The sequence below is a fragment of the Mesorhizobium sp. RCAM 06353 genome (genome assembly GCF_059683585.1).
The window spans coordinates 1,870,235-1,888,374 of record NZ_CM185031.1 but is presented as its reverse complement, the minus strand read 5'-3'; the positions used below and the strand labels follow the sequence as shown (position 1 = coordinate 1,888,374).

General features: G+C 65.1%; 19 protein-coding genes and 1 pseudogene. 17 read left to right on the top strand and 3 right to left on the bottom strand.

The features are described 5' to 3' along the window. Positions 1 to 4 precede the first annotated feature (4 nt). Together ispG and AC56QX_RS08830 are read right to left on the bottom strand one after the other, a co-directional pair. Entirely contained in the window at positions 5 to 1,258 is a 1,254-nt protein-coding gene (ispG, locus tag AC56QX_RS08835; RefSeq protein WP_497115294.1) for a flavodoxin-dependent (E)-4-hydroxy-3-methylbut-2-enyl-diphosphate synthase, read from the bottom strand. Between the two features lie 310 nt (positions 1,259 to 1,568). Continuing rightward, complete coding sequence (locus AC56QX_RS08830; RefSeq protein ID WP_010911953.1) at positions 1,569 to 1,748, bottom strand: YdcH family protein; 180 nt, start codon at positions 1,746 to 1,748, stop codon at positions 1,569 to 1,571. A gap of 239 nt (positions 1,749 to 1,987) precedes the next feature. Between AC56QX_RS08830 and AC56QX_RS08825 the strand changes: the two genes are divergently transcribed. Further along, entirely contained in the window at positions 1,988 to 2,191 is a 204-nt protein-coding gene (locus tag AC56QX_RS08825; protein ID WP_477221778.1) for a YdcH family protein, read from the top strand. Between the two features lie 34 nt (positions 2,192 to 2,225). Here AC56QX_RS08825 and AC56QX_RS08820 read toward each other — a convergent pair whose 3' ends face one another. Then, complete coding sequence (locus tag AC56QX_RS08820) at positions 2,226 to 3,014, bottom strand: IclR family transcriptional regulator (protein WP_475456419.1); 789 nt, start codon at positions 3,012 to 3,014, stop codon at positions 2,226 to 2,228. 171 nt (positions 3,015 to 3,185) lie between these two features. On the opposite strand from AC56QX_RS08820, the gene AC56QX_RS08815 reads away from it, so the two are divergent. From AC56QX_RS08815 to AC56QX_RS08740, 16 genes and pseudogenes are all read left to right on the top strand, one after another. Next, positions 3,186 to 4,016, top strand: a complete 831-nt coding sequence (locus AC56QX_RS08815) for a transporter substrate-binding protein (protein ID WP_258589308.1) — start codon at positions 3,186 to 3,188, stop codon at positions 4,014 to 4,016. A gap of 73 nt (positions 4,017 to 4,089) precedes the next feature. After that, positions 4,090 to 4,755 carry an amino acid ABC transporter permease gene (locus AC56QX_RS08810; protein WP_497115292.1) on the top strand — a complete coding sequence of 222 codons (666 nt, stop codon included), beginning with the start codon at positions 4,090 to 4,092 and terminating at the stop codon, positions 4,753 to 4,755. Between the two features lies 1 nt (position 4,756). Then, a complete protein-coding gene (locus AC56QX_RS08805; RefSeq protein ID WP_027041938.1) occupies positions 4,757 to 5,407 on the top strand; it encodes an amino acid ABC transporter permease in 651 nt (216 codons plus the stop codon). A 4-nt stretch (positions 5,408 to 5,411) separates the two neighbouring features. Next, positions 5,412 to 6,206, top strand: a complete 795-nt coding sequence (locus AC56QX_RS08800; RefSeq protein ID WP_497115291.1) for an amino acid ABC transporter ATP-binding protein — start codon at positions 5,412 to 5,414, stop codon at positions 6,204 to 6,206. A 68-nt stretch (positions 6,207 to 6,274) separates the two neighbouring features. After that, positions 6,275 to 6,736: a RidA family protein gene (locus AC56QX_RS08795; RefSeq protein WP_477221773.1), complete on the top strand. Its 462-nt coding sequence runs from the start codon at positions 6,275 to 6,277 to the stop codon at positions 6,734 to 6,736. 25 nt (positions 6,737 to 6,761) lie between these two features. Beyond that, the gene (locus AC56QX_RS08790; RefSeq protein WP_497115290.1) at positions 6,762 to 7,967 is read left to right on the top strand and encodes an aminotransferase class V-fold PLP-dependent enzyme; all 1,206 of its coding nucleotides are present in this window, start codon (positions 6,762 to 6,764) and stop codon (positions 7,965 to 7,967) included. Positions 7,968 to 8,347: 380 nt separating this feature from the next. After that, positions 8,348 to 8,887, top strand: a complete 540-nt coding sequence (locus AC56QX_RS08785) for a sigma-70 family RNA polymerase sigma factor (protein WP_497117714.1) — start codon at positions 8,348 to 8,350, stop codon at positions 8,885 to 8,887. Beyond that, positions 8,884 to 9,792, top strand: a complete 909-nt coding sequence (locus AC56QX_RS08780; RefSeq protein WP_497115289.1) for an anti-sigma factor family protein — start codon at positions 8,884 to 8,886, stop codon at positions 9,790 to 9,792. Before AC56QX_RS08785 ends, AC56QX_RS08780 begins: the two co-directional genes overlap by 4 nt. Before the next feature lie 186 nt (positions 9,793 to 9,978). Next, entirely contained in the window at positions 9,979 to 10,962 is a 984-nt protein-coding gene (locus AC56QX_RS08775; RefSeq protein ID WP_497115288.1) for a sugar phosphate isomerase/epimerase family protein, read from the top strand. Positions 10,963 to 11,016: 54 nt separating this feature from the next. Then, positions 11,017 to 12,070: pseudogene (locus AC56QX_RS08770) on the top strand (sugar ABC transporter substrate-binding protein). Positions 12,071 to 12,165: 95 nt separating this feature from the next. Continuing rightward, on the top strand, positions 12,166 to 13,689 hold the full coding sequence (locus AC56QX_RS08765) for a sugar ABC transporter ATP-binding protein (RefSeq protein WP_497115287.1): 1,524 nt from the start codon (positions 12,166 to 12,168) through the stop codon (positions 13,687 to 13,689). Between the two features lie 21 nt (positions 13,690 to 13,710). Further along, the gene (locus AC56QX_RS08760; RefSeq protein WP_497115286.1) at positions 13,711 to 14,688 is read left to right on the top strand and encodes an ABC transporter permease; all 978 of its coding nucleotides are present in this window, start codon (positions 13,711 to 13,713) and stop codon (positions 14,686 to 14,688) included. Beyond that, on the top strand, positions 14,685 to 15,560 hold the full coding sequence (locus AC56QX_RS08755) for a MurR/RpiR family transcriptional regulator (RefSeq protein WP_497115285.1): 876 nt from the start codon (positions 14,685 to 14,687) through the stop codon (positions 15,558 to 15,560). The genes AC56QX_RS08760 and AC56QX_RS08755 overlap by 4 nt, the downstream gene beginning before the upstream one ends. After that, positions 15,557 to 16,456 (top strand): ribokinase, encoded by a 900-nt coding sequence (locus tag AC56QX_RS08750; protein ID WP_497115283.1) that lies wholly within the window; start codon positions 15,557 to 15,559, stop codon positions 16,454 to 16,456. Before AC56QX_RS08755 ends, AC56QX_RS08750 begins: the two co-directional genes overlap by 4 nt. A gap of 101 nt (positions 16,457 to 16,557) precedes the next feature. After that, positions 16,558 to 17,055 (top strand): 5-(carboxyamino)imidazole ribonucleotide mutase, encoded by a 498-nt coding sequence (purE, locus tag AC56QX_RS08745; protein ID WP_497115281.1) that lies wholly within the window; start codon positions 16,558 to 16,560, stop codon positions 17,053 to 17,055. Continuing rightward, a complete protein-coding gene (locus AC56QX_RS08740; protein ID WP_497115279.1) occupies positions 17,052 to 18,128 on the top strand; it encodes a 5-(carboxyamino)imidazole ribonucleotide synthase in 1,077 nt (358 codons plus the stop codon). The genes purE and AC56QX_RS08740 overlap by 4 nt, the downstream gene beginning before the upstream one ends. Positions 18,129 to 18,140 lie beyond the last annotated feature (12 nt).

Here is an 18,140-nt window from a genome sequence, read left to right as displayed (position 1 = left end):
TGACCTACTCTGCCGCGGCTTTGCCGCCGCGACCGAACCGCTGCTCGATATAGTCGGCGACCATCTTCTCGAAATCCGCCGCGATCGACGGTCCGCGCAGCGTCGCCGCCTTCTTGCCGTCGACGAAGACGGGCGCCGTCGGCGTCTCGCCGGTGCCGGGCAGCGAAATGCCGATATCGGCATGCTTGGACTCACCCGGTCCGTTGACGATGCAGCCCATCACCGCGACCTTGAGGTTCTCGACGCCTGGGTATTTTTCGCGCCACACCGGCATATTCTTGCGCAGGTCCGCCTGGATGTTCTGCGCCAGCTCCTGGAACACGGTCGAGGTGGTGCGGCCGCAGCCGGGGCAAGCGGCGACGATCGGCACGAACTGCCGGAAACCCATGGTCTGCAGCAGCTCCTGCGACACCTGCACCTCGCGCGTGCGGTCGCCATTCGGCTCCGGCGTCAGCGAGATACGGATGGTGTCGCCAATGCCTTGCTGGAGAAGGATGCCCATGGCGGCGGACGAGGCGACGATGCCTTTCGAGCCCATGCCGGCCTCGGTGAGGCCCAGATGCAGCGCATGGTTGGAGCGGGTCGCGAGTTCGGTATAGACGGCGATCAGATCCTGCACGCCGCTGACCTTGGCCGACAGGATGATCTTGTCGCGGCCGAGACCGATCTCTTCGGCCATCTCGGCCGACAGGATCGCCGACTGCACGATCGCCTCGCGCGTCACTTCCTGCGCCGTCAGCGGAAACCCCTTGTCCTGGTTGTCGTCCATCAGCCGGGTCAGAAGCTCCTGGTCGAGCGAGCCCCAGTTGACGCCGATACGCACCGGCTTGTCATGCTTGATCGCCATCTCGACGATATCAGTGAACTGTCGGTCCTTCTTATCCTTGAAGCCGACATTGCCGGGATTGATGCGGTATTTGGCCAGCGCCTCGGCGCAGGCCGGATGATCGGCCAGAAGCTTGTGGCCGATATAGTGGAAGTCGCCGACCAGCGGCACGTTGATGCCGAGGCGCAAAAGCCGCTCGTGGATGCGCGGTACGGCGGCCGCACTCTCGTCGCGGTCAACGGTGATGCGCACGATCTCCGAGCCGGCGCGGTGAAGCGCCGCGACTTGCGCAACGGTCTGGTCGATATCGGCGGTGTCGGTGTTGGTCATCGACTGCACGACAACCGGGGCGCCACCGCCGACGACCACGCCGCCAACATCGACGCCGACCGAGGTGCGGCGGGGAAAGGGAAAGGAAAAATATCCGGTCATGCCGGGCAGCCTTTTGTCTCTGAAGCTCCGTGCGTCCGCTTGGACGCACAAGCACTCCCCGGGGCCGATGCGCTGAGGTTCGGGCATGAGGTGGAGGAGCAAAGATGGCTTGTCAATGGCGACAGGTCGCCACTGGCCGCAATTGATCCCCGCCGGCGATCCAAAAACAGGGCGTGGCCCGGCGATGGTCAGGTCTGAAAGGATATTAGCTGCGGCTTATGGCTCGGTGCTGAAACCAAAGCAACCACACCGGCGGCGATCGCCGCCGGCAAGGAAGACCGCAATAGTGGGCGGCTATGTCAGTCAGTCATCAATGCGTGGTCGGTTGCGCTTTCAATTTCTCAATCGCATCCTTGAGTGCCAGCTTGCGTCGCTTGAGATTCACGATTTCGAGGTCGTCCACCGACGGGTGGTTCATCGCGTCATCGATTTCGCGTTCGATGTCGCCGTGTTTCCGCTGCAACTCATCAAGATGGGATGCAAGAGACATGATTGGTTCTCCCTTTCATGGTTTCCTCGATTGCAGCCGTCAAGGCGCGTCCACCGCAGGTCGCTTCTGTGACGGCACAATGACACTTTGCCACCTTCCGACTGCGATGTCGAATGCTGCGTGGTAGCATTCCACGACAATGTGAAATGTGATATGGGCTGCGCGCCGGTGGCAGAAATTGCCGCCCCCGCCCAATCAGGCCCAGTTTTTGGGCGCCGCAGACGTGCAGACGGTAGAGAATGTCCGATCAGGAAAAGGCCGATATTCGCCTCGAATTTTCCCGGCTGAAGCAGGAACACGCCGATTTCGACGCGGCGATCAACGCGATGATCGCCACGAACTGCGACCCGCTGCAGATTCAGCGCATGAAAAAGAAGAAGCTGGCGCTCAAGGACCGGCTGATGACCCTGGAAGACAAGATCATCCCCGACATCATCGCCTGAACCGCGGGCGCCACGCGCTCGCCGTCACGTTTCGCTATCCACCGATCGAAAGCCTGCCCGCGCGGTCGCGCAGCAGGCCGATGAGGCTGCCGGTGCGCTCGTCGGACGTGTCGATAGGAACCACCAGGCACATCGTCGCCTCAACCTTGCCCGGCGCTGAAAAGACCGGCACGGCAAGGCATTTCGTATAGGCATCGACCAGGCCCGAGGTCACGCAGTAACCGGTAACCCGCGCCTTGGCGATGTCGGCGATGAAATCGTCGAGCCGCAGCTTGCGGCCATCGGGCAGCACGAGATCGTCTTCCGACACCATGGCTTCGATCTCGGCCTTCTCAAGCCCCGCCAGCAGCAGCCGCCCCGACGCGGTCCAGGGCAGCGGTATCTGCAGACCGGTGGCGGAGCTGATGCGGAACGGCCTGGTGCCCGGGCTTGCATGGACGATGGTGTAGCGGCCGCTCTGCAGCATGCACAGTTCCGACGTCTCGCCGGTCTCCCGCGACAGATTGTCGACCTCCTGGCGCCCGCGCCGCAACAGGTCGTTGCCGCGCACATAATCCATTCCGTAGAGATAGAGCTTCTTGCCGAAATAGACGCGGTTGCCGTCGCCTTCCATCTCCAGCAGGCCGGCGTCCACCAGCGACCGCACCAGCGTATAGGTCGTCGAACGCGGGGCGTTCACACCCTTGGCAAGGTCGCCAATGCCGATGGCCCGCTGCGTCGTGTGCAGAAAATCCAGGATCTCGAGCACCCGGTTGAGCCCCTTCTCGCGGGAAGCCGTCGTCTTTTCGTCGGCTGAAACTGCCAAGGCATTGCCATCTTGCATTGTCGATTCCTGGTGCTAGTATCTGTCTTGTACAGGATACATGCGTCTCTTGTAAGGGACAATCTTCTCATGATCACCGTCGCGTGTATTGCCTGTGCATAGGGGAACACAACACGAAAGGAGGTCGCCGTGAACGACACATCCGGAAGACGTGATTTTCTGAAATTGGGAATGGCGGGGCTGGCCACCGCCGGCGTTCTGGCAACCGTTGATGCCCAGAAGGCCGCTGCCCAGGCCGCATCCGACAGCCTGCTGCGCACCGTGCTCGACCGCGGCAAGCTGATCGTCGGCACCGGCAGCACCAACGCGCCCTGGCATTTCGAGAACGATGCCGGCGAACTGGTCGGCATGGACATCACCATGGGACGCATCCTGGCCAAGGGCCTATTCGATGATCCGACCAAGGTCGAGTTCGTCATGCAGGATCCGGCGCAGCGCATTCCCAACGTCACCACCAACAAGGTCGACATCACCATCCAGTTCATGACGATGACGGCGCAGCGCTCGCAGCTGATCAACTTCACCCGGCCATACTACGTCGAAGGCGTTGCCTTGCTGACGCTGCCCACCGCCGAGAACAAGACCTTCGACAAGCTGCTTGCCGGCGGCGCGGCGACGCGCATCTCCATCCTGCAGAATGTCGATGCCGAAAGCTCCGTCCACTACGCCTTGCCGCAGGCGCAGGTGCTGCAGATCGACACCCAGGCCAACGTGCTGCAGGCGCTGGAATCCAAGCGCGCCGACGCTGCCGCGGTCGATCTCTCCACCGTGCGCTGGCTCGCCTCGCGCAACCCGGACAAGTACTTCGATGCCGGCAAGAGCTGGTATTCGATGCTCTACGGCGCGGCCTTGCGGCAAGGCGATCTCGACTGGCTGACCTTCGTCAACCAGACCTTCACCATCGCCATGTTCGGCCATGAATCGGCGCTCTACGACGCTGCCTTCAAGGATTATTTCGGCCAGGAGCCGCCGGCGCGCCATCCCGGCTTCCCGGTCATCTGATCCCGGATTGCGGAGGGGCGGAATTCCCGCCCTTCCGCAATCCATTCGACGCCCTTCACACCGAGGCGGACGTATGGGCTACGCCCTCAATTTCAATCTGATCTGGCGGCATTTCGACAAGCTCTGGGGTGGGTTGCTGCTCAGCCTCGAGCTTGCCGTGATCTCGATCGCCATCGGCGTCGTCATCGGCCTGGTGCTCGCGGTCTGGTATGTCTCGGCCGGACGCACGGTGCGCACCATCATCGCCGCCTATGTCGAATTCATCCGAAACGTGCCGCTGATCCTGCTGGTCTATCTCGTCTTCTACGGCCTGCCGACCGTAATTGATCTCGCCTACAGCGCGCCGACATCGTTCGTCCTGACGCTGTCGGTCTATAGCGGCGCCTATCTGGTCGAGGTGTTTCGCTCAGGGCTAGAGGCAGTCCCGCGCGGCCAGCTCGATGCCGGCAAGGCGATCGGACTGACGCCCTGGCAAAGGCTCATCCATGTGCGCCTGCCGACCATGCTGCGCATCACGCTGCCGGCGCTGTCGAACACCTTCATCTCGCTGTTCAAGGACACCTCGATCGCCTCGGTCATCTCGGTGCCGGAGCTCACCTTCGGCGCCCAATGGATCAACTTCAACACCTTCCGCATCGTCGAGGTCTATCTGGTGACGACAGCGATGTATCTGGTGACCGGCTACATCCTGCTTTTCGCGCTCAGGCTCGTCGAGCGCCGGTTCAGGGCGGCGCGCTGACATGCTGAGCCAGATCCTCTACGCCCTGCCCTTCCTTGCCAAAGGCTTCGCCCTGACCTTGTGGGTGTCGCTCCTGGTCGTCACCTTGTCGCTCATCGCCGGCGTCGTGCTGGGTGTCGGCCTGGTCTATGGCCCTGCCCCGCTGCGCTGGGCGGTGCGCATCTTCTCCGACACCATCCGCGGCATTCCGATCCTGGTCTTGATGTTCTTCGTCTATTATGGCCTGCCCGCCATCGGCCTGCATCTGCCGTCCTTCTGGGCCGCCGTGCTGGCGCTGACCCTGTTCAAGACGGCGCAGGTCATCGAATACCTCAGGGGTGCGGTCGGCTCGATCCCAAAAGGCCAGTCCGAGGCCGCGATGGCGATCGGGCTGACCTTCCGCCAACGGCTCACCTACGTCATCTTTCCGCAAGCCTTCAGGCGCTTCCTGCCGCCCTGGATCAACGGCGTCACCGACGCGGTCAAGGGCAGCGCGCTGGTGTCGCTGCTCGGCATCACCGATTTGATGCAGGCCATCAACCAGGTCATCGGCCGCACCTATGAGGCGATGCCGCTCTATATCCTCGGCGCGCTCATCTATTTCGCGGTCAACTACGCGCTCTCGCTCGCCAGCCGGCGGCTCGAGCGGCGTTTTTCTTTCATTCGGGAATAGCATGATGTCCGACGCTGCAAATGCCAGTCCCGCGCTGCTCGACGTGCGCGATGTCTCCAAGGCCTTCGGCTCCGTCGAGGTGCTGCGTTCCGTCAGCCTTCAGGTGAAGCCTGGCGAGGTGGTCACCGTCATCGGCCCCTCGGGCAGCGGCAAGACCACACTACTGCGCTGCGTCAACTTCCTCGAAAGCTACGACAGCGGCTCGATCCGCATCGACGGCAAGGAGGTCGGCTACCTCTCAGCCGGAACGCGCCAGCGCCGCAGCGAGCGCGACTTGTCCAGCATGCGCGCCGAGACCGGCATGGTGTTCCAGAGCTTCAACCTGTTTCCGCATCTGACGGCAGCCGGCAACATTATGCTCGGCCTCACCAAAGTGCGGGGCAAGAGCCAGGCCGAGGCGCGTCAGGCCGCCGAACACTGGCTCGGCCGCGTCGGCCTCGCCCACAAGGCCGACAGCCTGCCGGCCGAACTCTCCGGCGGTCAGCAGCAGCGCGTCGGCATCGCGCGTGCCGTGGCCATGGAGCCAAAAATCCTTTTGCTCGACGAGATCACCTCCGCGCTCGACCCCGAACTGGTCGGCGAGGTGCTGGCCGTGGTGCGCAGCCTCGCCGAGGACGGCATGACCATGCTGATGGTGACGCACGAAATGGCCTTTGCCCGCGACGCTTCGAGCCGCATCGTCTTCATGGCCGATGGCGGCGTCAGCGCCGTCGGCCCGCCCAAGGAGATCCTCGCGGCGGAGACCAGCAACGAGCGCCTCCGCACCTTCCTGGCGCGCTTCCGCGCCTCGCATTTTTGACGTTGGACGGCCGACGCCGCTCATTTTGAACATCGGATGGCTGAAGCCATCCAAGGGAGCCTTCTTCCATGACGCCTTACATCCGGCTCGCCGAACTCGGCCTGACGCTGCCCGAGCCGCCGACGCCCATCGCCAACTTCGTCACCCATGCCGAGAGCGGCCGGCTGATTTTCCTGTCCGGCCAGGGGCCACTGCGCGCCGACGGCACGCTTTGCACCGGCAAGGTCGGGGAGGATGTGACGGTCGAGCAGGCCTATGAGCATGCGCGTCTGACCGGGCTCAACCTGCTGGCCGTCATGCATGCCGCCGCCGGCGATCTCGGCCGCATCGTGCGCGTCGTCAAGCTTCTCGGCTTCGTCAACGCGACGCCGACCTTCAGCGACCACCCGAAAGTGGTGAACGGCTGTTCCGATCTTTTCGCCGATGTGTTTGCTAATATTGGCGGCCATGCCCGCTCGGCGATCGGCGTCGGCTCGCTGCCTGGAAACATCACTGTCGAAATCGAGGCGGTCGTCGAAATCGCCGCCTGACCTGCCACTCACGGGATCTGCTGACATGAAAACCACTTCCGCCGCCGGCTCCAACACCACCATCCGCGAACGGCTCAGCCTTCGCCCAATCATCAATGTCTCCGGCACCATGACCGCGCTCGGCGCGTCGATCATCGTCCCGGAAGCGATCAGCGCCATGGCCGAAATGGCCTCGCAATGGGTGGAGATGGATGATCTGCAGCGTGCCGCGAGCACCATCGTCGCGCGCCTCACCGGCGGCGAGGCCGGCTTCATCACCGCCTGCTGTGCCAGCGGCATCACCATGGCGATCGCCGGCGCGATGACCGGAAACAACCTGCTCGCCATCGAGCGGCTGCCTGATGACACCAGCGATCTCAAGTCGGAGGTCGTCATCCAGCTTGGCCACATCGTCAATTACGGCGCGCCGATCGATCAGTCGATCCGCGTCGCCGGCGCCAAGGTGGTGCCTGCCGGTACGGTCAGCGTGACGCAGGACTATCATGTGCGCGAAGCGATCAATGAGCGCACGGCGGCCGGCCTCTACGTCGTTGCCCACCATACCGTGCAGTACGGCATGCTGTCGCTGGAGGAATTCTGCGAGATCTGCCACGCCAAAGGCGTGCCGGTGATCGTCGATGCCGCGTCCGAATACGATCTGCGCGGGTTCCTGGCGCGCGGCGCCGACGTCGTCATCTACAGCGGCCACAAATTCCTGAGCGGGCCGACCAGCGGCATCGTCACCGGCCGCAAGGACCTGGTGCGATCAGCCTATCTGCAGAACCGCGGCGTGGCGCGGGCCATGAAGGTCGGCAAGGAAAGCATCGCCGGCACCATGGCGGCACTGGAAGCCTGGGAAAAGCGCGACCATGCCGGCATCCGCCGGCGCGAGGAGGCGGCGCTCAATCTCTGGAAAGACGCGTTGCAGGGACTGCCGGGCATCTTTGCAAAAATTATCCCGGACCCGACCGCCAATCCGCTCGACCGGCTGCAGATCTTCGTATCGCCCGAGAGCCGCTTCAGCGCCGCCGGCCTCACCTCGGCGTTGGCCGCAGGCTCGCCGCCGATCATCGTGCGCAACCACGAAGTCGAGCGCGGCCATTTCTTCCTCGACCCCTGCAACCTCCATCCCGGTGAAGCGGAGATCGTCGCCGAACGCCTGCGCGCCATATTGACCGCGACGGACCGTCCCGCCGATGCCATGAAGGCCGCCCGCAAGGATTCTTCCGGCGTGTTGCGCTGGCCGGATTGAGCGTCAAACCGACCAAGAATCCCAAAAAGCACCGGCTGATCACGCGACTGTGAACAGCTGGATTTAAGCGCGGCGGGAATAAACCGGCGCCGCGACAGGTCTTCTCGGCATACGCCACGGCTGGCGTTGAGGAGATCGGCATGTCCCATCATGGCAAGGACAGGGAACATGGCTGCGGCACAGGCCGTGACCATGCGCTGGCGCGCATGATCGTCAGCAGGCCTTCCTCCGTGGCGCTTGACACCGGTGATGCAGATGAATTCAGTTTCGGCAAGGCAGGCGGCTCCACCTGTTTCCGGGGGCTTTCCCCCACGAGCAGGGCAAGGTCGCCGTCGCATCTTGAGGCGGCACGGCCCGGAGTATCGGATCATGGTGCGGCTTTGAGCGAGAGAGCCCTGGCAGAACGCTTCAACCAGGTGGTGCTGCCGCATCTCGGCGACGCGCTGGCACTTGCTCGCTGGCTGACCGGCAATGCCGCCGATGCCGAGGATGTTGTGCAGGACGCCTGCATCAAGGCGCATGCCGGCATAGCAGGCTATGCCGGCGGCAACGCCCGCGCCTGGCTGCTGACCATCGTGCGCAACACCTCTTACACCTGGATGGCGCGCAACCGGCCGCGCGCCATGATGGCCGTCGGCGACCTCGGCGATCTCGACGACATGGCCGCGGCACACGGCACCAGCCTGCCGGACGAGGATGGCCCCGAGGCGAGCCTGATTGCCAGGGCCGATACGGCGGCACTCGAGGCGGCGATCGCCGCCCTGCCGCAGCCGTTTCGCGAAACGCTGGTGCTGCGCGATATCAACGGCCTCAGCTATCGCGAAATATCGGCCATGCTCACCGTGCCGATCGGCACGGTCATGTCCAGGCTTGCCCGTGCGCGCGGCCTGCTAGCGTCTGAACTGGGGAGAGCGTCATGACGCACGACGACGGACTGCCCAACGATCCCGAAGGTATCAGACTGATGATCCATGCCCTTGTTGATGGCGAACTCGATGCGGCGGCTGCACTCGCGGTCGAGCGTCGCATCGCCGCCGACCCCAAGCTTGCCGCCGAACATGCCCGCATTGTCGCCTTGCAAGGCGCGGTCAGCCGCTTACCGCGCCCCGATGTCAGCGACGCCTTTCGCGCCCGCATCGCGGCGATCGGCATAGCGACCACCGAGCCGCAGGAGCCGGCCGGGCCGACAGAGCCGCAGCGGGGCGCACCGTCGGCGCTGCCGGGATTGATTGCAGTCCCTGGTGGTGGCCAGAGGCGAGACGCCGGAACACGCCCCTCCCAAACGCGTGCACAGCCAAGGGCGCGCCGTTTCGGCTCGTTCGACTGGCGCGCCATGGCCGCGTCGATCATGATCAGCGCCGTGCTGGCCAGCGGGGCGACGCAATGGGTAATGCAAAGCGGCGTCGATGACGGCTTTGCCGCCGCGGTCGCCAGCGGCCATCGCCGCAGCCTGCTTGCCGCGAGCCCGATCGACATCGTCTCGTCCGACCGCCATACGGTGAAGCCGTGGCTCGACGCCCGCATCGGCGTCTCGCCGCCGGCGCCCGACCTTGCCCAGGACGGTTTCGCGCTGATCGGCGGCCGGGTCGAGGTGATTTCTGGTCGGCCGGTACCGGCACTGGTCTACCGCCACCGCGAGCACCTGATCACCCTGGTCGCCGAACCGCAGCAGGGCGGCAAGACCACCCAGCCGGACGACCTTTCATCCGGCGGCTTCTCGATGGTCCACTGGAGCGACGGTGCCTTCTCCTACTGGGCGATCTCCGACATGGAACGGCCCGAACTCGACGACTTCGTCGCCCGCTTCCGCAAGGCGGCGGTGTGAGGGCGGTCCAGCCCCATTGTTGATCCTAACGCTCTGAGGCAGTCGCCCGACCGGCAGACTGCCGGCGCGCCCGTGCGTGCTCAGCTCCGGCTGCGGGCCAGGTCGCCGGCCTCGCGGGCTTCTTCAAAACAATAACTTTACAAATATTCGTATTTATGTGAAGTCATGGTGATTGAAGGATCGTCCATGACAACCCATCGTTTCGCCACGCGTCTCAATTCCTTTGCCTCGCGGCCACAGGCCGAATGGCCTGATCTTACCGGCAAGCCGTCGCTGATGCAGATGGCGGCGCGCGCCGCCAAGGTCGAGGGGCTTACCGATCTCGACCTCAATTTTCCTGACCATGTCGCTGAAAAGCCTGCGGAAATCGCACGCAAACTGGGCGATCTCGGGCTTTCCATCAATGGCTTTGCCATGCGCTACTACTCCAACCCCGCCTTCAAGCTCGGCGCCTTCACCAATCCCGATCCGGCGGTGCGCCGCGAGGCCATCGATCTGACCAAGGCCGGCATCGACGCCACGCGTGAAGCCGGCGCCAGCCTGATGACGGTGTGGCTGGGACAGGATGGCTTCGACTATGCCTTCCAGGCCGACTATGCGACGCTCTGGCAACACGAGATCGATGGAATTCGTGAAGTGACCGCACATGACCCGGGCTGCCAGATCAGCCTGGAGTACAAGCCCAACGAGCCGCGTTCCTATTCGCTGATGCCGGATGCCGCGACCACCTTGCTGGCGATCCGCGAGGTCGGCCTGCCCAATCTCGGCGTCACCCTCGATTTCGCTCACGTCCTCTATGCCGACGAGCAGCCAGCCTTTGCCGCTGCCCTCGTCGCCCGGCACAGCAAGCTTCTGGGCGTGCATCTCAATGACGGCTACGCCAAGCGCGACGACGGCCTGATGGTCGGCGCCGTGCACACGCTGCAGACGATCGAATTGCTGCGTCAGATCCGGCGCGACGGCTACGCCGGCGCCATCTATTTCGACACCTTTCCCGACATGACCGGGCTCGATCCGGTGCGCGAGTGCGAAGTCAACATCGCCACCGTCAAGCGCATGCTCGGCGTCGTCGAGCGGCTCGACAGAGACAACCGTCTGTCATCCGCCATCGACCGCCAGGACGCCGTCGCCACGCAGGCCATCGTCCAGGAGATCATGCTCGGGCCCTGACCGCCGAAGCCGTTTTTCAACTGCACCATCGTTTTCAAACCAGGGAGGAAGACCATGAAGTTTCTGCTCGCCGCCGCCACCGCCACGCTGATGGCGCTCGCCATTGCACCGGCCTATAGCGCCGATCTTGCGCCGCTCAATTCCGACACCGAGAAGGACCGCATCGACTGGTCGCAAGTCGAGGCCAAGTTCGGCGCATTTCCGAAGCTGCCCGCCGGCACCAAGGCCGGTGCCGTCTCGAAGACGCTGACCAACGAATACTGGCGCTCGCTCGGCGAAGGCTACAAGGCGTTCGGCGAGAAGGTCGGCGTGCCCGTCGTCTATCAGGCGGCGCAGAGCGAGGGCGACCAACTCGGCCAGCTCACCATCGCCGAAGGCCTGGTGACGCAGGGCTACAATGTGCTGCTGGTCTCGCCGCAGACGGACGCCAACCTGCAACCGATCATGGAACAGGCCAAGGCCGCCAATGTGCCGGTCGTCAACGTCAACGACGCGGTCATCCCGCAGGCCGAGCACTATGTCGGCAATGTCCAGCGCGACAATGGCGTGCGCGTCGCCAAATGGTTCATCAAGAACAGGCCCAATGGCGGCAAGGTCGCCATCGTCGAGGGCCGAGGCCGGCGTCTATGCCGCCGTCCAGCGCACCGACGGCTTCAAGTCCACCATCTCCGAGGGCGGCAAGTTCCAGGTCGTCGCCAGCGTGCCCGGCAATTGGGATCGCCAGACGTCCTATGACGCGGCCACCAACATCCTGCAGCAGCACCCCGACCTGATCGGCTTCTATGCCAACAATGACGGCATGGCGCTGGGCATCGTCGAGGCCGTCAAGGCTGCCGGCTTGCAGGACAAGGTCGCAGTCTTCGGCACCGACGGTATTTCCGACGCCTATGCCTCGATCCGCGCCGGCGAACTGACCGGCACGGTCGACTCGTTCCCGGTGCTGACCGGTGAAGTCGCGCTGGAAACGGCGTTGCGTCTCGTTGCCGGGCAGAAACTGCCGCGCGTCGTCGCGACGCCACAGGCGCTGATCACCAAGGACAATGCCGACCGCTATTCCGGCCCCGATGTACGCAAGGCGCTGCTCGAGGACGCGGCCGCCGGCCAGTAGGGCATCGACCCTATCCCAAGACAAAGGCGGGGCGGCGGGTGCCGGCCAGGACATTTCGCTCCCGGCTGGCACCCTTGCCCGCGGAACAGGACCCCATGTCACCCCGGCTGCAATTCGAGGGCATTTCAAAGGACTTTCCGGGCGTGCGGGCACTGAGCGACGTGTCCTTCTCAGTCGGCGCCGGCGAAATCCATGGCCTGCTCGGCGAGAACGGCGCCGGCAAGTCGACGCTGCTGCGCATCCTGTCGGGCGTCTACCGGCCGAGCGGCGGACGCGTGCTGATCGACGGCGTGCCGGTGGCGCTCACCAACCCGGTCGCGGCGCGTGCCGCCGGTGTCGCCATGATCCACCAGGAACTGCAGCAGGTGCCGCGCCTCAGCGTCGCCCAGAACATGTTCCTCGGCCATCCGCTGACGCGCGGCGGCCTCTTCGTCGCGAGACGCGAGCAGGAGCGCCGCGCCGCATCGGCCCTTGCCGCGCTCGATGCCACGATCGATCCGGCGGCTCCGCTTGGCAGCTTGAAGGTGGCGCAGCGACAGATCGTCGAGATCGCCCGCGCGCTGCTCGACTGTGCTCGAATCGTCGCCATGGACGAGCCGACATCGAGCCTGACCCCGAGCGAGTTCGAGCGGCTGGCCGAAGTCATCAAAGGCCTCGCTCGCGACGGCGTCGCCGTCGTCTATGTCTCGCACAAGCTGGACGAGGTGTTCGGCATCTGCGGCCGTGCCACCATCATGCGCGACGGCGTCGTCGTCGAGTCCGCCGATCTGGCAGAGATCTCGGAACAGGCCGTGGTTTCGATGATGGTCGGCCGCGAGCTTGCCCAGGAGGAACACCGCTCCCACGCCACTAGGGATGTCAGGCTCGGTGTGCACGGGCTGTCGTCGCCAAAGGTCCGCAACGTCTCCTTCGACCTCCATCGCGGCGAGGTGCTGGGCATTGCCGGCCTGGTCGGTTCAGGCCGCACCGAGCTGCTGCGGCTGTTGGCCGGCGCCGACCGCGCCTCGTCGGGCACTGTCGAGATCGACGGCAAGGCGATCCGGCTGTCCAGTCCGCGCGATGCGATTGCCGCCGGCATCGGCCTGGTGCCGGAGGAACGCAAGCGTGAAGGCATCGTGCCGCTGCGTCCGATCACCTCCAACATGGCGCTTGCCTCGATGGGCGTCTTCGCCGGGCACGGCGTCATCGACCACGCCAGGCTGAGGCGCGTGGCTGCCGAGAAAATGAAGCGGGTCAATCTCAGGCCCTTCCTGCTCGACCGGCCCATCCGCCTGTTCAGCGGCGGCAACCAGCAGAAGGCGATCATCGGCCGCTGGCTGGCGGCGGGCACGCGGATCCTGCTGTTCGACGAGCCGACGCGCGGCATCGATGTCGGCGCCAAGGCTGAAATCTACCATCTGATCGAAGAGCTCGCCGCCGAAGGCCATTGCGTCATCGTCGTCTCGTCCGAACTTCCCGAGGTGATCAGGCTCGCCGACCGCGTGCTGGTGATGCGCGAGGGGGTGGTTGCCGCCGAGCTCGATGGGGCAAGCCTCAGCGAGCAGGCGATTGCGGCGCACGCCATACCGCAGTCGCAAGGCGCGGCCGGCCGGGCAGGCGCGCAAGGAACCGGCGCATGAAAAAGAAGAACAGGATTGCCCATGTCTGACCTATCGCAAGCCGCGCCGGCACGGCCGGGCGCCGCCATCCTGCAGCGTTTTTCCATGCGCGACGCCGGCACGCTGATCGGCCTCCTGGTGATCCTCGCCGTCTTCGGCGCGCTGGTGCCGGGCTTCTTTGCCGAGCGTAACCTGATCAACATTCTGCAGCAGTCGAGCATCAATGCCTGCCTGGCGCTGGGCATGACGCTGGTCATCATCTCCGGCGGCATCGACCTGTCGGTTGGACCGACGGCAGCGCTTTCGGCCGTCATCTCGGCCTCGATGCTGGTTGCCGGCGTGCCGTTTCCGCTGGCCATCGCCGCCGGCTTCGCCATCGGGCTGCTCTGCGGCGTCGTCAATGGCGTTCTTGTCGCCTATGTCGGCCTGCAGCCCTTCATCGTGACATTGGGAACGCTGAGCACCTACAGGGCGCTGGCGCTGATCTATACCGGCGGCAATCCGGTGCTCGGCCTGCCCGCCAGCTTCCGCGCCATTTTCAACGGCTCGTTGTTTGGGTTGCCGCTGGCGGTGATCATCGTCGCCTGCGTAGCCGTTATCGCCTGGATCGTGCTGAAGAAGACTCCGTTCGGCGAATATCTGCTCGCCGTCGGCGGCAATGAGGAGGCCGCCTATATCGCCGGCGTGCCGATCGCCCGCACCAAGATCGCCGCCTATATGATCTCCGGTCTGCTGGCCGCCCTTGCCGCGCAGATCCTGATCGGCCGGCTGGGCGCGGCCGAACCCATCCTCGGCAATCTCTGGGAACTTGACGCCATCGCCGCGGCAGCCATTGGCGGCGCGTCGCTGATGGGCGGCAAGGGCAGCGTCGTCGGCACCATCCTCGGCGCCGTCATTCTTGGCGCCATGCGCAACGGTTTGACGTTGATGAACGTCCAGTCCTTCTATCAGCTCTTGGCAACTGGTCTTATAATCCTCGCCGCGATGCTTATCGATCGCGTGACGAGGGGGCGTGGATGACCTTGAGCGGGCTGGACCTGAAAGCGGTAGGACCGCGCATCCGCATGATGATGCCGCACCTCACCCCACTGGAAGCCAAGGTGGTGGAAACCGTCTTCGGACGGCGCGGCTTCGACGAGACGATCCCGCTGAAGCAAATCGCCGAGGAGTCCGGCGTGTCCGAGGCGATGGTGGTCAAGATCGCCAAGAAACTCGGCTTCTCCGGCTACCGCGACTTCCGCACCGCCGTCTATGAATACAGCCGCCTGCCGACCGCCGAGATGCATCAGGAACTGTCGCCCGACGACAGTTCGGCCGAGATCGTGCAAAAAGTGTTCCGCACCTCGATCCAGGCGCTGGAGGAGACGCTGGCCATCCTCGATATCGAGGATTTCGACCGCGCGGCCGAGCTGCTCTTCCGGGCGAAGAACCGTGATTTTTACGGCGTCGGCGGTTCGGCGCAGATCGCCCGCGACGTTTCGCACAAATTCCTGCGCATCGGCATCCGCGCATCCGTCTACGACGATTCGCACATGATGCTGATGTCGGCGTCGCTGCTTGGCGCGGATGACATTGCCGTCGGTTTCTCGCATTCGGGCAACACCTCGGCCGTCATCGACGCCATCCAGCTCGCCCGCAAGAACGGCGCACGCACGCTGGCCATCACCAATTACGACAACTCGCCGCTGGCGCAGGTCGCCGACATCGTGCTGTGCTCGACCGCGCAGGGGTCGCCGCTGATGGGCGAGAACGCCGCGGCACGCATCGCCCAGCTCAACATTCTTGACGCGCTGTTCGTGGCGGTGGCGCAACGCGACTACCAGGCGGCGGAACGCAATCTCGGCCGCACCATGTCGGCGGTGGCATCGAAACGCAAAGACCGGGGCTCATGACGCCGTCGAAAACCCCGCTCGTCACTGTCTTCGGCAGCCTGCACTACGACATCATGGTCGACGCCCCCGACCGCCCGCGGAAGGGCGAGACGGTGACCGGCCATGCCTGGCACCCGAAATGCGGCGGCAAGGGCGGCAACCAGGCTGTTTCAGCGGCACGGGCCGGCGCCAGATCCGCGATGATCGGCGCCGTCGGCGACGACGATTTCGGGCGCGCACTGCTGGCCAATCTCGACCGCGCCAAAGTCGACCGCCGCTTTGTGCGGGTGGACACAGGCGCCGGCTCCGGCATGAGCGTGGCGATCTTCGACGCAGGCGGCGACTATGGCGCGGTGATCGTCTCGGGCAGCAATCTCACGCTCGGCGAAAAGGATGTCGCGGCTGCTTCCGAAATGATCGCCCGAACGGCGGTGCTCCTGTTGCAGAATGAGGTGCCGGAGGCCGCCAACATTGCCGCCGCTCGCGCGGTGAAGGCGCAAGGCGGCCGCGTCGTGCTCAACGCCGCTCCGGCACGCAAACTCTCAGGCGACTTGATCGCGCTGGTAGACATCCTCGTGGTCAACGCCATCGAGGCGGAATTTTTGGCCGGCATGGCGGTGGTCGAGACGCTCGACGGCGCCGCGCAAGCGGCACGGCTTCTGGTCGATCTCTGCCCCGTGGTGATCGTCACAGCGGGGGGCGACGGCGTCGCCTGTTGCGACCGGACCGGCGAGGCCTTCGCGCTGCCGGCCATCCCGGTCAAGCTCGTCAGCACGCATGGCGCGGGCGACGAATTCGTCGGCGCGCTGGCCTCGGCACTTGCCCGTGGTGACGACATGCGGGCGGCCGTCACCGCCGCCAACGCCGCTTCGGCTCTTTTGGTCTCGACGCCGGAGGCCGGGCGTCACGGCATCTGATGGGGGGGTTCCGCCTTGCCAAACGGCAAGCATGCCTGCCCATCCTTGCCGTCGCTGCCGAATTCCGCTAAGGCGCGCCTTTGTCGCCGGGGAACAGAAGCTTGGACGATCAACGCGCCGACGTCGCCATCATCATGGGCAGCCAGTCCGACTGGGCAACGATGCGCCATGCCGCCGAAACGCTGGAGGCGCTGGGCGTCCCGCACAAGCGGCTGATCATCTCCGCACACCGTACACCCGACCGGCTCTATGAATTCGCCAAAGGCGCCAAGGCCGCCGGTTACAAGGTTATCATCGCCGGCGCCGGCGGTGCGGCGCATTTACCCGGCATGACGGCGGCGATGACGCCGCTGCCGGTGTTTGGCGTGCCGGTGGAATCGAAGGCGCTGTCGGGACAGGATTCGCTGCTCTCCATCGTCCAGATGCCGGCAGGCATTCCCGTCGGCACACTGGCCATCGGCAAGGCCGGCGCGGCCAACGCGGCCTTGCTGGCCGCCGCCGTGCTGGCGCTGAACGACGACAAGCTTGCCCAGCGCCTCGATGCCTGGCGAGCCGCGCAGACCGCCAAGGTCGCCGCTGAGCCGACGGACACGCCGTGAGCCTGCCCGCAGGATCGACCATCGGCATCATTGGCGGTGGCCAGCTCGGCCGCATGCTGGCGATGGCTGCCGCCCGCCTCGGCTACCGCACCATCGTGTTGGAGCCGCAGCCGGATTGCCCGGCCGCCCAGGTCGCCAACCGGCAGATAACGGCCGCCTATGACGACCCGACAGCGCTTGCCGAACTGGCGGCGGCGAGTGCCGTCGTCACCTACGAGTTCGAGAACGTTCCGGTCGTGGCGGCAGAAGCGCTTGCCGCCACGGTTGCGGTCTACCCGCCGGCGCGCGCGCTTGACGTGGCGCAGGACCGGGTGAGCGAAAAGACATTCCTTAACGGCATCGGCATCGCCACCGCCGAGTTTCGTCCGGTCGACACTGACGACGAGCTGACGGCGGCGTTGAAGGTGTTCGGCGGCAGCGGCATCCTGAAGACGCGGCGCATGGGCTATGACGGCAAGGGCCAGCGCGTCTTCCGCAACATGGAAGCGGGCGGCTTCGCCGGCACCTGCGAGGCGATGGGCAATGTGCCGCTGATCCTGGAAAGCTTCGTGCCTTTCGAGCGCGAGATCTCGGTGATTGCAGCGCGCGGCTTGGACGGCGCGGTCGCCGCCTACGACCCGGCCGAGAATGTCCACCGCCACGGCATTCTCCACACCTCGACCCTGCCGGCCAATGTCAAACCCGAGACGGCTGATGCAGCGCGTGCGGCAGCGGCAAAAATCCTGTCGGCGCTCGACTATGTCGGCGTCATCGGCGTCGAGTTCTTCGTGTTGTCCGACGGTTCGCTGTTGGCCAACGAGATCGCGCCGCGCGTGCACAATTCCGGCCACTGGACCGAAGCCGCCTGCATCGTTTCGCAGTTCGAGCAGCATATCCGCGCCGTCGCCGGCCTGCCGCTCGGCAGCCCGGACCGCCATTCCGACTGCGTGATGGAGAACCTGATCGGCGACGACGTGCTGCGCGTCCCGGCCCTGCTCGCCGAGCCTGATCTGATGCTGCACCTTTACGGCAAGGCCGAGGCGCGGCCCGGCCGCAAGATGGGCCACTTCACCCGCATCAGCCCGCGTACTTAATTCGCCTACGAG